This window comes from Streptomyces pseudovenezuelae, from assembly GCF_001513955.1.
Taxonomy (GTDB): domain Bacteria; phylum Actinomycetota; class Actinomycetes; order Streptomycetales; family Streptomycetaceae; genus Streptomyces; species Streptomyces pseudovenezuelae.
Genome location: NZ_KQ948149.1, coordinates 328,742 through 343,246, shown reverse-complemented (window position 1 = coordinate 343,246; position 14,505 = coordinate 328,742). Strand labels below are relative to the sequence as shown.

Annotated in this window: 9 protein-coding genes; 3 read left to right on the top strand and 6 right to left on the bottom strand. The window is 73.1% G+C overall.

The window, feature by feature from the left end; translation table 11 throughout:
* Nucleotides 1–27: 27 nt before the first annotated feature.
* Nucleotides 28–1,263, bottom strand: a complete 1,236-nt coding sequence (locus tag AQI94_RS25785) for a molybdopterin-dependent oxidoreductase (protein ID WP_031051831.1) — start codon at nucleotides 1,261–1,263, stop codon at nucleotides 28–30.
* Nucleotides 1,264–1,377: 114 nt separating this feature from the next.
* On the opposite strand from AQI94_RS25785, the gene AQI94_RS25780 reads away from it, so the two are divergent.
* A complete protein-coding gene (locus AQI94_RS25780) occupies nucleotides 1,378–2,733 on the top strand; it encodes a hypothetical protein (protein ID WP_031051833.1) in 1,356 nt (451 codons plus the stop codon).
* 60 nt (nucleotides 2,734–2,793) lie between these two features.
* On the opposite strand, the gene AQI94_RS25775 is transcribed toward AQI94_RS25780, so the two are convergent.
* The 4 genes from AQI94_RS25775 to AQI94_RS25760 form a co-directional block, all read right to left on the bottom strand.
* Nucleotides 2,794–3,939 (bottom strand): C40 family peptidase, encoded by a 1,146-nt coding sequence (locus AQI94_RS25775; RefSeq protein WP_062229950.1) that lies wholly within the window; start codon nucleotides 3,937–3,939, stop codon nucleotides 2,794–2,796.
* Nucleotides 3,940–4,063: 124 nt separating this feature from the next.
* Nucleotides 4,064–4,600: an RNA polymerase sigma factor gene (locus AQI94_RS25770; protein ID WP_031053260.1), complete on the bottom strand. Its 537-nt coding sequence runs from the start codon at nucleotides 4,598–4,600 to the stop codon at nucleotides 4,064–4,066.
* 86 nt (nucleotides 4,601–4,686) lie between these two features.
* A complete protein-coding gene (locus AQI94_RS25765) occupies nucleotides 4,687–5,352 on the bottom strand; it encodes a M15 family metallopeptidase (protein ID WP_031053257.1) in 666 nt (221 codons plus the stop codon).
* 99 nt (nucleotides 5,353–5,451) lie between these two features.
* The gene (locus tag AQI94_RS25760; RefSeq protein ID WP_062229949.1) at nucleotides 5,452–8,694 is read right to left on the bottom strand and encodes an AfsR/SARP family transcriptional regulator; all 3,243 of its coding nucleotides are present in this window, start codon (nucleotides 8,692–8,694) and stop codon (nucleotides 5,452–5,454) included.
* Between the two features lie 694 nt (nucleotides 8,695–9,388).
* On the opposite strand from AQI94_RS25760, the gene AQI94_RS25755 reads away from it, so the two are divergent.
* Both AQI94_RS25755 and AQI94_RS25750 read left to right on the top strand, forming a co-directional pair.
* A complete protein-coding gene (locus AQI94_RS25755) occupies nucleotides 9,389–10,429 on the top strand; it encodes a lysylphosphatidylglycerol synthase transmembrane domain-containing protein (RefSeq protein WP_031061101.1) in 1,041 nt (346 codons plus the stop codon).
* 84 nt (nucleotides 10,430–10,513) lie between these two features.
* Nucleotides 10,514–13,546: a beta-N-acetylglucosaminidase domain-containing protein gene (locus AQI94_RS25750; RefSeq protein WP_051833047.1), complete on the top strand. Its 3,033-nt coding sequence runs from the start codon at nucleotides 10,514–10,516 to the stop codon at nucleotides 13,544–13,546.
* A gap of 87 nt (nucleotides 13,547–13,633) precedes the next feature.
* On the opposite strand, the gene AQI94_RS25745 is transcribed toward AQI94_RS25750, so the two are convergent.
* Nucleotides 13,634–14,398 (bottom strand): sugar isomerase domain-containing protein, encoded by a 765-nt coding sequence (locus AQI94_RS25745; RefSeq protein WP_031061107.1) that lies wholly within the window; start codon nucleotides 14,396–14,398, stop codon nucleotides 13,634–13,636.
* Nucleotides 14,399–14,505 lie beyond the last annotated feature (107 nt).

The following is a 14,505-nucleotide window of genomic DNA, read 5'->3' as shown; positions in this document are numbered from 1 at the left end:
GGAGGGGGCTGCCGAGAGGGATGCGCATCACAGGTCTCCGAAGGTCAGCCGCGCCACCCACTTGGTGTTGAGCACACCGGGCGCCGCGGGCACGATGATCCGGGCCGGGTGGCCGTGGTCGGGGGTCAGGTCCTCCCCGTTGACGAACAGGGCGAGCAGGGACCGCGGGTCGGCGACCTGGTTGGAGCGCAGGGCCGCCCGCCGGAAGGCACCGTGCCGTTGCAGCGACTCCACGAAGACGTCCGGCGGATCGTCCTCGTAGCCGACGAGCGCCGCGAGGTCCCGCAGCCGTACCCCGCGCCACCACTGGTCGGAGGTCGACCAGCCCTCCACACAGGCGATGGGCAGCGCCGAGCTGTGCAGCGGCAGCCTGAGGAGTTCGGCGCGGCCGAGGCGGACCGTGCGGCCGTCGCGGCCCGTGACGACCAGCCGCCAGGCCTCCTCACCGGTCTCGGCCGGGTCGATCCCCGCGTACGCGGCGGTCTTGTTGATCTGGAAGCCGCCCGGCCCGGACCCCGGCTCGGCGCCGCCGTGCGGGGCGAGGAGGGCCGTTCTGCGCAGGAAGCCGTCGAAGCTCTGCCCGGCCGTGGTGAGGAACAGCAGCAGCGAACCGCCTCCGACGAACCAGAGCGCCCCGCGCCGCGAGACGGTCGGCTCGGCCGGGTCCGGGGACACCAACTCGCTCTGCTCCTCGCGCGGTTCCCGAAGCCGGCGGAGGTTGCGCAGCGCGAGCGGCGTCTTCAGCACGGCATGGGCGACGAACGCGGTGAAGAACACCCACGCCCCGTAGAAGTGCAACGGGTAGAAGGAGCCCGGGAAGAGGTAGTCCAGCTGGACGTTGAGCACCCCGGTCACGAACTCGAACAGGGCACCGCCGACCAGCAGCAGCAGCGAGATCCGCTCCAGGGCGTGGGCGAGCGAGCGCGCGGGCGGCAGCGTGAACAGCTTCGGCACCACCGACCACAGCTTGGCCAGCAGGACGGGGATCAGGGTGATGCCCAGGGTGACGTGGACCCCCTGGTCCAGCCGGTAGAGCCAGTGCGGGTCGGTCGGCCAGGAGAAGAGGTAGAAGCCGAGGACGCCCTTGTCCGGGGTCTTGTCGTTCACCGGCGCGAGGTCCGGGTTGTAGGCCGCGTACGACAGCAGGCCCGTCACGAACAGCAGGGTGATGCCGCCGAGGAGGACGATCCCGAGGACCGAGGTGAGCCAGGGGCCGCGCAGTGGGCTGCGCCAGAAGGAGGGTGCGAAGGGAGACCGTGCCATGTCCCGACGGTAGGCCCGCGCCACCCCGTCAACGGGCCCGCGAACCATGACGAAACTCTGACGTCCTCGCATGTCAGCCGTCCGGCGGTGGACGTGCGGCCTAGCGTCGTCCGGGTGAACCGGGACCTCCTTCGTGACCTGTACGCGGCCGTGTGCGCCGCGCTCCTCGTGCTGACCGCCGTCCTGGTCGGCACGGCGATCCAGCACCGCAACGGCTCGCTGCGGGTCGGCTGGCCGCCCCTGCTGGCGAGCTGGGACCCTCACCTCGGCCCCGGCACCCCGGCCGCGCTGGTCGTCGCGGCCGCCGTGGTGGTCCACGGCCCCTCGCTCGCCGCCCGGCTCCCCTGGCGACCCCTGCTGCTCGCCGTCTGGGGCGCGGGCATGGCCTGGACGTGGTCCCTGGCCCTCGTGGACGGCTGGCACCGGGGCGTCGCCGAGCAGCTCACCACGAGGAACGAGTACCTGCGGGCCGTCGGTCGCTTCCACGACATCCCGGCGGCCCTGCGGGACTTCACCGGGCACATCCTGATCGACTCGCCGGACAACTGGGGCGCCCATGTCGCCGGGCATCCCCCGGGCGCGACCCTCACCTTCGTCCTGCTCGACCGGGCCGGGCTCGGCGGCGGGGGCTGGGCGGGGACCTGGTGCATCACCGTCGGCACGACCGCGGCGGTCGCGGTCCTGATCGCCGTACGGACCCTCACCGACGAGTCGCTCGCCCGCCGCGCCGCGCCCTTCCTGGTGCTGGCCCCGGCCGCGGTGTGGGTGGGCACGTCGGCCGACGGGTACTTCGCGGCGGTGGCCGCGTGGGCGGTGACCCTGCTCGCCCTCGCGGTGCGGGGGTTCCGGCCGGGACCGTACGGCTTCTGCTCCGGGCTGCTGTTCGGTCTGACCGTGTACCTGTCGTACGGCCTGACCCTCCTGGCCGTCGTCGCGGGGGCGGTGCTGCTGCTGGGCTCCGCCCGTCGCCCGCTGCTGTTCGCCCTGGCCGGTTTCGTGGTCGTGCCGGTGCTGTTCACCGTGTCGGGGTTCGCCTGGTGGGAGGGGTACCGGCTGCTGGTGACGCGGTACTACCAGGGGGCGGGCGGGGTCCGGCCGTACGGGTACTGGGTGTGGGCGAACCTGGCGTGCACGGTGCTGATCGTGGGGCCGGCGACGGTGGCGGGGGTGCGGCGGACCGTCGTTCGGCTGTGGCACGGCGGGCGCTGGTCGCGCGGTGCCCCGCGCCCCTGGACCAGGTGGTCGGAGCGTGGCGATCTCCGGCTCTGTCTGCTGGTGCTGAGCGCGCTCCTGGCGCTGCTCGTCGCCGACCTGTCCGGGATGAGCAAGGCGGAGACCGAGCGGATCTGGCTGCCGTTCGCCGCGTGGCTGCTGCCCGCGTGCGCCTTTCTGACGGGGGCGCGCGGCTGGCTCGCCGGGCAGGCCGTGCTGGCGCTGCTCCTCAACCACCTGTTGCTCACGGGGTGGTGAGGACCCCGTCCGGGCCGGCCGTGCGCGGCCGGCCCGGACAGGTGGGGGTGGGGGGTGGGGTCAGCAGGTGGCCACGCCGTCCAGCCAGGCCGGGCCCTTGATGTAGATGTTGGTCACCCACGAGCCGTCGGTCAGCTTCGACCAGGCGTCGTTGGTGTAGCCCTCGGCCGTGACCTCCTGGGCGTGCTTCTGGCAGACCACGTTGACCGTGGTCGGCTGGGCGAAGTAGTCGACCACGCCGGCGTTGACGTTGGGCTCGCTGTGGGTGCGCACCCCGGTGCCCCAGGTCTGGAACGCCTTGCTGCCGCCGGACGGCGGCGGGGTGCTGCTGCCGCCGCAGTCCGGGATGCCGGGCAGCCAGGCCGGGCCCTTGATGTAGATGTTGGTCACCCACGAGCCGTCGGCGAGCTTGGCCCAGGCGTCGTTGGTGTAGCCCTCGGCGGTCACGGTCTCCGCGTGCTGCTGGCACTGGACGGACACCTGGGTCGGCCCGGCGAAGGTGTCGACGACGGCGGAGCCCACGCTCGGCGACCGGTGCGTGCGCACGCCGGTGCCCCAGGTCTCGAAGACCGTGCCGCCGTTCGCGGGCGGCGGGACGGGGGTGCCGGAGCCGTTGATCCGGACCGCGCCCGCGTAGTCGCCGCCGGTGCGCACGGAGGTGACCCTGATGTGGGTGCCCGACTCGTAGGCCTCGACCATCTGGCCGCCGCCCAGGTACATGGCGACATGGTGGATGTGCCCGCTGCCCCAGAACATCAGGTCGCCCGGCACCAGCGGGGCGGTGCCCTGCCCGGCGGAGAACCGGGCGGAGGCCTGAGAGGTGTGGAACTGGTCGTCGGCCGTGCCGTTGAGCAGGTCCTTGCCGGTCGCCCGGTAGTAGGCGTACCGCATCAGGCCCGAGCAGTCGAAGCCCTTGCGCTCGCCGTCGTGGAGGCTGTCCGGGTCGGAGCCGTCGTAGAAGCCGTAGCTGGCGCCGGGGGTGGCCGCGTGGCCGCCGCCCCAGCTGTACCAGACGCCGATCTGCGAACAGGCGGCGTCGACGGCGGCCTGCGCGGTGGCCGAGGCGCCGGACGCGAGGACACCGCAGTCGGCGTCCGCGGCGGCCGGGGCGGCGTGGGCCGGGGCGGAGAAGAACGCGGTGAGCGCCAGGGCCGAGGCGCCCAGGATCGCGCCGCTGGTCCGGCGGCGCGTGCAGGTGGTCTGCAAGGGACTCTTCCTTCGTCGAGGTGGCGTCGGCGGGATGCCGGTGACGCCGGTGGGAGACACGGTGGGAGACACGGTGGGAGACACGGATGGCACACCCCACCCCCGTGGGGGTGTGCCATCCGGGCTAGTGGTGGAGGGCGGCACGCATCTTGGCGAGGCCGCGCAGACGGTTGCGCTGGACCGTGCCGCGGTGGGCGCCGAGCCGCTCCCCTGCCGTGTCGTGGGTGAGTCCCTCCAGATCGACGAGGATCACCGCGGCGGCCTCCTTCTCGGAGAGCATGCCGAGCAGCGCGAGCGCCGTCGCGGAGGCCTCGTAGGAGTCGAGTCCGCCGTCCCAGCCGGCTTCGGGCAGCTGGTCCGTGGTGCGCTCGCGACGGGAGGGGTGCTGCCAGGAGTCGCGCAGCAGGTTGAGGGCGACCGCGCAGGTGTAGGCGTACGGGTGCTGCTGCTGTGCCAGGCTCTGGGAGCGGGCCCGCCGGGAGAGCCGCAGATAGGTCTCCTGGAGCAGGTCGTCGGCGTCGTACGGATTGCCCGTCAGGGCCAGCAGCCGTCGTCGCAGGCGTGGCATGTCGGCCGTGAAGGACGCGTCGAAGTCCCCCGGGCTCATCCGGTCGTCGGCCTCGCGCGGTGGTGGTGGACAGGTGGCGTGGCTGTGCTGCATCTCTTTCCCCCTTGCGGTGATCCCTTGCGGTGATCCCTCGCGGCGTCTTCTCACTGCGGTCGTCGTGCGCCGCCCCGCTCCGGTGGTCAGGCCGGAGGGCGGGGCGGGTCCGCGGGGCCGTAGCGGGCGGCCGGTACCCGGCGCAGCAGGGCCCAGTACCGGTCGCCGTACGACCAGTGCCACCACTCCGTCGGGTAGTTGACGAACCCGGTCGCGCTCAGCACCCGGCCCAGCAGGGCCCGGTACTCGCGTGCCTCGGGGCCGATGCCGGGCGCGTCGGTGCGGCAGGCGCCCGCGCTCTCCTCCGGGGTGGCGTTGACCTCGGTGCCGAGCGGCAGTTCGCGGCCGGCGTGGTCGCACAGGGTCAGGTCGACCGCGCCGCCGCTGACGTGCGGGGCGACCTCCGGCGGCGAGATGTACGCGCTCGCCAGCTCGCGGATCCGCTCGGGAGCCGCGTCCGGGTGGTCCCGCCGCATGGTCGCCGCGTACTGCTCGAAGTACCGGCGCTGGAGGTCGGGCGGCCGGTACCCCTCGACGACCAGCAACCGGATCCCCGCGGGCAGCAGCCGCTGCGCCCGCAGGAGCCGCTGCAGCGCACCGGCCCTCAGATGGGCGTAGCTCCCGTCGTCGTCGGCCTGCCGGGTGTCGAGGAGCAACTGCCCCTCCTCCCGCAGGTCGACGAGCGGTTCGCCGCACTCGTCGTGCGTCACCGCGGCAACCCTGGGGTCCGCGAGCGTGATGATGTCGGTCACGGGAAGAGCTTCCCGGGGGGCTCTGCAATTGCTCTGCAGATCGCCTGCAAGCGCCGGACCAGGGGTTCCGCGGCGTCCTCGTGGCGCCCTCCGTCCCGTCTAGGGCCGCTCCCGTGCCTCCCCTGTCTCTCCCGCCTCTCTCGCCTCCCGCGCCCCCGACTCCCGGAAGAAGCGCGTCGCCTCGGCCCGGGCTCCGGAGGCCGCGTCCCTCTCCCCGGTGGCCTCCCACACCTCCGCCAGGTTCCACAGCGTCCGCGCCCGCCACAGCGGCAGCCGCAGCGCCTCCCAGAGCGACAGCGCCCGCTCCAACGGGTCCCGGGCGCTCGCGGCGTCACCGGCGGCCAGCTGCCACTCGCCCAGCGTCCGCAGCACCAGCGCCTCGCCGAACCGGTCCTGCCGCTCCCGGGCCAGCTCCAGGCACCGTCCGAGGCGTTCGCGCGACACGTCCAGGCGCCCGAGCCGCAGCTCCACCTTCGCCAGCGACTGCTCCGTGTACATCACGCCGAACGAGTCGTGGAGGTCGGTGAAGGCCCGCAGCACGCCCCGCAGCAGCCGCTCGGCGTCCGCGTACTCCCCTTCCGCACGGTGGCACAGGGCCACCGCGCGCAGCACCAGCGCCTCGCCGTGCCTGTCGTCCTCCGCGCGGTACAGCTCCAGGGCCTGCGCGAAGGCCTCGCGGGCGGCGGGGTCCTCGCCCAGTTCCCGGTAGACGTAGCCGAGGCCGTAGAGCACCCGGGCCCGGGCACCGCGGTCGTCGAGCCGCCCGTACCCCTCCAGGGCCCGGCCGAGCAGCTCCAACGCCTCCGGATAGCAGGCCTGTTCACGCCGGGCCGTGGCCATGCCGAGCAGGGCCTGGGCCGCGCCCTGGACGTCGTCATGGCCCTCGAACAGCCGTAGCGCGTCCCGGAAGTAGGCGTACGACTCCTCGAACTCGTCCTGTTCGTAGCGCAGTTGACCGAGGCCGGTGAGGAGCCACGCCTCGCCCTCGCCGTCTCCGCTGCGCCGCACCGCCGCCATGGCCGCGGTGTGCGAGCGGGACCAGGCGTCGAACTGGTTGTACAGCGCGACCGAGCTCGCGATCAGCGCGCCGGCGAGGTCCCGGGCCGCGCGGTCCATCCCGTGGTCGGCGCAGTACTCCACCGCCGCCAGCAGACCGGCCTGTTCGGCGGCGAACCAGGCCGTGGGCCGGGTGAGCAGCTCCTCCTCGGCCCGCGGATCGGCCGGGTCCAGGGGCCGTACGGCGGCCGGTTCGGGGAAGTACCGCGCCGCGCCGCCGGGGCCCCGCGCGGCGGCCTTCTCGGCCAGCCCCAGCCAGCACTCCACGAGGCGCCGCACGGCCGCCGCCCGCTCCTCGGCGCTCTCCTCCGACAGACAGCGCTCGCGGGCGTGTTCACGGGCCAGGTCGTGGATGCGGTAGCGGCCGCGGCCCGTGCCGTCCACGCCGATCACATCGATGAAGTGGCAGTCCACGAGCCGCTCGACGGCCTCCTCGGCCTCCTCCGTGCCGATGTCCAGCAGGGGTGCGGCGATCCAGGCCGCGAAGTCGGGCAGGTCGAGCAGAGCCAGCCGGCGCAGGGCGCGCTGTTCCTGCGGGTCGAGGTCGGCGTAGCCCAGTTCGAGGCTGGTGCGCAACTCCAGGTCCCCGGCGCGCAGTTCGTTGAGCCGCAGCCGCTCGTCCCGCAGCCGGGCGGCGAGCCGGCCGGGCACCCAGTGCGGCCGGGCGGCGAGCCGTGCCCCGGCGATGCGCACGGCGAGCGGCAACCGTCCGCACAGGGCGACGATCTCGGCGGTCTGTTCCGGCTCCGCGCGGACCCGGTCCGGGCCGGCGACCCGGCGCAGGAGTTCCAGCGCCTCCTCCTCGTCCGGAACGGTCAGATCCAGGTGCGCCGCGCCCTCCAGCGCCACCAGCCGTCGCCTGCTCGTGACGAGCACGGCGGAGCCGGGACCCGGCGGCAGCAGCGGCCGCACGTGGGCCTCACCGGCGGCGTTGTCGAGGATCAGCAGAATGCGGCGGTGCCCGGTGTACGTGCGGTACAGCCCCGTCAGTTCCTCGACGGAGCTGGGCAGCGTCTCCGGTTCCGCGCCCATGGCGCGCAGCAGCCGGGCGAGGGCGTCGGCCGGCTGCAGGGGGGCGGTGTCGGCGGCCCGCAGGTCCACGAACAGGCGGCCGTCCGGGAAGCGTTCCGCGGTGCGATGGCCGACGTGCACGGCGAGCGCGGTCTTGCCCGTGCCGGAGCGCCCGGAGATGACCCCGATCGGCGGGGCGGTGCGGCCGGGCTCGTCGACGCGGCCCAGCAGGGTGACGGCCCAGTCGATCTGGTCCGACCGGCCGACGAAGTCGGCTATGTCCGGGGGGAGATGGGAGGGGGCGGGTCTCGGAGCCGGCGCGGCGGGTGCACCGCCGGTCGAGGCCGTACGGTCCGGGGTCCGCGGCCGGGCCTTCGATGCGGCGGCGGTCTCCCGGGAGGACGGGCCGGAGCCGGGGCCGGGCAGCGAGGGGTCGTGGGAGCGTGCGCCGGAGCCGGACGGATCGTGGGAGCGCGCGTCCGTGCCGAGCCGTGCCGAGCCGTGCGGCGGGGAGCCGGGGCCCAGCAGGGCGGGGTCGTTGGTGAGGACGGCCTTGTGCAGCGCCCGCAGTTGCGGCCCGGCGTCGATGCCCAGCTCCTCGCGCAGGACCTCGCGGCCCTCCTGGTAGGCGCGCAGGGCGTCGGAGACCCGTCCGGTGCGGAACAGGGCGGTCATCAGCTGGCCGCGCGGCCGTTCCCGGAGGGGGTGGGCGGCGACGTGCGCGAGCAGGGGCGCGATGGTGCGGTCCGCGCGGCCGAGCTCCAGCTGGAGCCCGAAGGACTCCTCCTGGGCGACCAGCCGCAGTTCGGCCAGCCGGGCCGCCTCGATCCGGGCGAACGACTGACCCAGCCCTTCGAGGGCCTCCTGCCCCCGCCACAGCCCCAGCGCCTCGGACAGCAGCTCGGCGGCCTCGTCCGCGCGGGCCTCGGCGGCCCGGGTCCGGGCGGAGGTGAGCAGGTCCTCGAAGCGGCGGGCGTCGACCTGGGAGGCGTCGAGATCGGCGACGTATCCGGGGGGCCGGGTGCGGATCACCTCCGCCTCGCCGACACCGGCCAGGGCGCGGCGCACCGCGGAGACATGGGTGGCGACGAGGGCGCTGGCGGTGGCGGGCGCCTGCTCGTCCCAGACACAGTCCACGAGCCGTTCGGTGGAGAGCACCTCGCCGAGGTGGACGACGAGTGCGGACAGCACCGCCAGGGGTCTGACCCCGCCCAGCGGGGCCCGTCGGTTCCCTTCCCAGACCTCCACCGGACCGAGAAGACGTACCTGGAGCATCGTTCCCCGATCGCCGTACCGTCCGCCCCACGGATGCGTGTTCGACGATATCGACGGGCGGTGTCCACGGACGAAGCAGTCGGCGCTTTCCTGGCCGGATCCGGCCAGTCGGTCGCCGTGCTCAGGCCTAGGGCCTGTCGTTTGGATCAGCCCGGCGTCGCGGGGTTGGGCACGCCCATCTGCGGCGTTGTCGTCGGTCGCCGACGCTCCGCGTCGACTCCCTCCTCCGCCTTGCGGCTGCACGCACCAGACCCCGCTCGCGTCGGCAGAAAAGCACCGCACCTCACGGCCGGCCTGATCCAAACGAAAGGCCCTGGCGGCGGGGCCTGACTCCGGTGCGAGGGGGCTGATTCCGCGACTCCCTCTCCGGACGGCGGTTGACTGGATTTCGACGGTGCCCACAGCCGCCCCTCACCTGAGGGACGGCTGACCGGAGGCGCTCGTATGAGGGCTCTCCGACATTTCCCGCGCCGGCGGACCTGTGCACCCGCACCGGCGGCGCGCCCGCCCGCGTCGGTCCCTCGCCCGGGAGGCCGCCCCACCCCGTGTCGCCCACCCGCCCGCACTCCTTCGGCTGCCGGACATTTGAACGTCACACCGAGAGGGAACGTTTCCCTCGTCCCCTCTGCATCGCCTTGCCTCCGTCATGCCCCCTGTCCCGCACGGGGCATGACGCGAAAGGACGACGTGCGCCGTGTCCCTGCTTCCGCTCGAAGGTCCCCCGGGTCCGCTCCCCGCCGCCGCCCCGGCCCCGCTCCCGATCAGCCCCCCGGCCCCCGCTCCCGCCGGTTCCCGCCGCCCCCTGACCCGGCTCACCCGCCGCCTGGTCACCGTGCTCCCCCTGCTGCTCATCGGCATATGGGCCGCGCTGGACTGGCGTGCCCTGTACGACGGCACCGCGCGGCTGGCCTCGGCCGATCCCGGCTGGCTGCTCGTCGGGCTCTTCTACACCGGCCTGGGCTGGATCTCCGCCTCCGTCGTCCGCCAGGGCGCGCTGCCCGAGCGGCTGCCGCCGGGCCTCCTGGTCTCCTCGCAGTTCGCCGCCGGCGCCGCCAACCACGTGCTGCCGGCGAGCCTCGGCGCCCACGCGGTCACCCTGCGCTTCCTCCAGGGGCAGGGCATTCCGCTGGCCCGCGCCACCGCCTCGCTCGCCCTGTACGCGCTGGTCAGACCGATCGCCAAGACCCTGGTCCTGATCGGTTTCCTGGTCGCCCTGCCCGGTCTGCTGCGGCTCGGTGATCTCGTCCCGGACCGGCGCATGCTGTTCCTGCCGCTGGTGGCCGCGGGGCTCGGACTCGGCGCCACGCTCCTGCTGTTGACCCTCGTCCGCCCGCTTCGCCGTCCCGCGGTCACGTTCGTGCGCACCGCCCTGACCGACGCCCGCCGGCTGCACACCATGCCCAGCCGGGTCCTCGCCCTGTGGGGCGGCGCGGCCGCGGCGCCCCTGCTCCAGGCGAGCGTGATCCACGCGGTCGGCGCCTCGCTCGGGGTGACGTTGTCCTGGGCGCAGGTCGCGTTCGCGTATCTCGCCGCGAGCAGTGCGGTCGGGTCCGTGCCCGCGCCCGGCGGCATCGGCCCGGTGGACGCCGCCATGGTCTTCACCCTCGCCGTCTACGGCGTCCCGGTCAGCGTCGGCACGGCGACCCTCATCGGCTACCGCGTCCTGACGGTGTGGCTGCCCCTGCTGCCCGGGGTGCTCTGCATGTCGGCGCTCGTGCACCGGAAGGTCCTGTGAACACCGGGCGACACCCGCCCCATTGAATGATACATTCAACACTCTTAGCATTCTCAGGTGGATTCATTCATCAATCTCAGATGTATGGCCGCCGCCCTGCTGCTGGCGTTCGGTCTCGCGGCCCCCGCGGCCCCCGCCTCGGCCGAGCCCCGGCAGCCCGTGCCGGAGATCTGGCCGACGCCCCAGCGGACGACCGTCGGCCCCGGCCGGCTCCCCGTCCCCGACCGGGTGGTCGAGGTCGTCGGCCCCGGCACCGATCCCTCCGCCCGAAGGGTCGTCGAGGCGGCTCTCGAAGCGGCCGGGGCGGAGCACATCACGAAGGTCGACGCCGGTGACCGGCCGCCCCCGTCGGGCCTGACCGTCTACCTCGGCGGCCCCGGCGAGAACCCCGCCACCGCCCGGGCCCTGACCCGCCTGGGCGCCGCCTCCCCGTCCGGCCTCGCCTCCGGCGGCTATGTCCTGGCCTCCGGCCGCAGCCACGGCCAGGCCCTCCTCGCCCTCTCCGGTGTCGACCCCACCGGCACCTTCTACGCCGCCCAGACCCTGCGCCAACTCCTCGACGGCCGACGCGGGTTGCCCGTGGTTACGGTCCGCGACTGGCCCACCGCCGCCCTCCGGGGAGTCATCGAGGGGTTCTACGGCACCCCCTGGACGCACGCCGAGCGGCTCGCCCAGCTCGACTTCTACGGCCGTACGAAGCAGAACGTCTACGTCTACTCCCCCAAGGACGACGACTACCTGCGCGCCCGCTGGCGGGACGAGTACCCGGCAGCGGCGCTGGCGCAGCTGAAGGAACTGGTCGACCGGGCCGACGCCGACCACGTCCGCTTCACCTACGCCCTCTCCCCCGGCCTGTCGGTGTGCTACTCCTCCGCCGCCGACGTCAGGGCGCTCACCGCCAAGTTCGACTCGCTGTACGCGATCGGTGTCCGCTCGTTCGCGATCCCGCTGGACGACATCAGTTACACGAAGTGGAACTGCCCCGAGGACGAGCGGGAGTTCGGCACGGGCGGCGGTGCGGCCGGGACCGCGCAGGCCCGTCTGCTCAACACCGTCTGGAAGGACTTCTCCGCCACGCACCCGGACCTCCAGCCGCTGGAGACGGTCCCCACCGAGTACTCCGACCTCGCCGACTCCCCGTACAAGAAGGCCCTCAGGGAGAAGCTGGACCCGTCCGTGGTCGTGGAGTGGACCGGAGTGGGTGTCATCGCGCCCACCCTCACCACCGAGCAACTGCAGCAGGCCCGCGAGGTCTACGGCCACCCGATCCTGGTCTGGGACAACTACCCGGTCAACGACTACGTCACCAGCCGCCTCCTCCTCGGCCCCTACACGGGCCGCGAGCCGGGCGTGGCCGCGGCGGCGACCGGAGTGACCGCCAACCCGATGGTCCAGGGCGAGGCGAGCCGACTGGCCCTCTTCACCTCGGCCGCCTACCTCTGGAACCCGCACGCCTACGACCCGCGCAAGGCGTTCCTCGCCTCGGTCGAGGACCTGGCGGGCCCCAAGGCCGCCAAGTGGCTGCGGATCTTCGCCGAGAACAACTACTCCTCCCAGCTGGACGCGACCGAGTCCCCCACTCTCACCCGGCTGATCGCCGCCTTCCGCAAGGCCTACGAACAAGGCAGCGGGCTCGACCGGGCCGCGACGGCCCTCACGAGCTACTTCGCCGACATGGCGGCCACCCCCGCCGAGCTGCGCGCGCACCTCGGCAACCCGGGCTTCCTGGACGAGACCTCCGCCTGGCTCGACAAGCTCGGCCGCTACGGCGGCGCGGGCGAAACGGCCGTGCGGCTGCTGCTGGCCCACAAGGCCGGTGACACGGACGCGGTCTCGACGTACTGGACGCAACTCCAGCGGGAACGCAAGGAGTTGGACGCCATACCGCAGCAGGTCTCGCCCGGCGTGATGGACCAGTTCCTGTACACGACGATGCTGGAGAACGCCCCCGACCCCGGAGTGGACGCCTCCTTCTCCCCCGCATCCCTCTCCCTGAAGCCCGGAGCCTCCGCCACGGTCACCCTCGACCTCTCGGACACCCGGGGAAAGACGGTCAGGTGGAAGCTCGACGTGCCGGACGGCGTCACCGCCACGCCCTCGGAAGGCACCGACACCAAGGCCACCATCACCCTCACGGGCAGGACGGAGGGCGTGCACTCGGTCGTCGTCGAAGGCACCGGCATCCTCGACCGGGCCCTGCCGGTCCGGGTCACGGACGGCACCGGGACACCCCGAGCCCTGACGGCGAACTTCAGTGGCGCGTCGGTGAGTTCGATCGACCTGGCCTCCGGAACCATGACGGACATCGCCGTCGGCGCCAACCCCGGCGAGGTCGTGGTGAGCGCGGACGGCCGTACCGCGTACGCGGCGAACCAGGGCAGCAACACGGTCAGCGTGATCGACGTGGCGAGCGGCAAGGTCACCGCCACGGTCGCCGTGGGCAAGGTCCCCGCGGGCCTGGCACTCACCCCGGACGGTGACACTCTCTGGGTCGCCAACTACACGGACGGCACCGTGCAGTCGATCGACACGGCCACCCTGAGCACCGGGACACCGGTCACGGTCGGCGACGGCCCCGAGAACATGGCGGTCACCCCCGACGGCAGGACCCTCTACGTGGCGAACATCCACGACGACACGGTCACCCCGGTCGACCTCGCCACCGACAAGGCGGGTACGGCGATCCCGGTCGGCCCCAGCCCCTTCGACGTCGTGGCCGCCCCCGACTCGAAGACCGTCTACGTCTCCGACTCCGGCGGCTCCACGGTGACCCCGATCGACACGGCGACGAACGACACCGAGCCGACCTTCCTGGTCACCGGCCAGGCCTACGGTCTCGGTCTGTCCCCGGACGGCCGCACCCTGTGGGTCAGCCCGAGCAACGGCGACACGATCACCCCGGTGAACACGGTGACCGGCGCCCTCGGCACCACGGTCGAGGTCGGCAGGTCGGCCTTCGACGTATCCCTCGACTGGAACGGCGCCACGGCCTACGTCACGACGGCCGACGGCAACACCCTGGTACCGGTGGACACGGCGACCGGCACCGTCAAGTCACCACTGGCAACCGGTGCGTACCCATTGGCCGTTGCCCTGACTCCACTGCCTGTGAACTGAGGGTCGGGCAACCCACCCAGGGGCGCGGGGAACTGCGCGACCGGCCCCCGCCGGCCGCAGGTTCCCCGCGATACCCCCCGAAAAAACCTACGTGGCCGTACGCCGGACCCGCCCCGCGTACCGTTTCTCCAACTCCAGGTTCCCCTCGAACCCACCCGGCACGTTGGCCGACACGTACACCGGCGGACGCTCCCCCGCGGCGAGCAGCGCGGCGCACGCCTCGGCCACCGCCATCTGCACCAGCATCACCCCGGTCAGCGTGGACAGTGCCCCCACCGCCCCGCCCCCGGGCAACGCCAGCAGGGCGTCGCCGACGGGAGCCGCGTTGTCCAGCACCACGTCCGCCAGGTCCACGAGCTTCTTCCCGCTCTCGTGCCCCGCGGGCACCGCCGCCGTGTGCGTGCGGGAGGTGATCGCGAGGATCCTGTGCCCCTGCTCCTTGGCATGCAGCGCCATCTCCACGATGACGTTGTTGACCCCGGAGTTGGAGATGATCACGAACAGGTCCTGGGCCCGGGGAGCGGCCAGGTCGTAGAGGCGCACCGCCACTCCGGGCTCGCGCTCCAGAAGCGGGTCGTCGAGCACGCTCGGCGCGTCGCCGCCGTAGAGGACCAGGTCGGACATCTGGAGCCGGTTCGTGGGCACCAGACCGCCCGCGCGGCCCGCGACCTCCAGGACCATCGCCTGGGAGTGGCCGGTGCCGAAGGCGTGGATCACACCGTCGGCGCGGATGCAGTCGGCGATCAGTTCGGCGGCTCGGCGCACGTCCTCGCGGGCGGACTCGACGACGTGATGGAGGACGTCCAGGCTCTGTTCGGCGAAGCCCTGGGCGCTGACTGAATCGACGGACACGCGACACTCCCCACTGATGGATTGAACCACCATACAATCAGCCATCGGTGAATCAATAAACCATACTGCGGTCCTGGTATTCAATCAGTGGCCCTAAGGGTGGCTGA

Bases quoted from the DNA above. Each gene is read 5' to 3' on its own strand.
- AQI94_RS25785 (WP_031051831.1), bottom strand. From the start codon at position 1,263: ATGGCACGGTCTCCCTTCGCACCCTCCTTCTGGCGCAGCCCACTGCGC.
- AQI94_RS25770 (WP_031053260.1), bottom strand. From the start codon at position 4,600: ATGCAGCACAGCCACGCCACCTGTCCACCACCACCGCGCGAGGCCGAC.
- AQI94_RS25760 (WP_062229949.1), bottom strand. From the start codon at position 8,694: ATGCTCCAGGTACGTCTTCTCGGTCCGGTGGAGGTCTGGGAAGGGAAC.
- AQI94_RS25750 (WP_051833047.1), top strand. From the start codon at position 10,514: ATGGCCGCCGCCCTGCTGCTGGCGTTCGGTCTCGCGGCCCCCGCGGCC.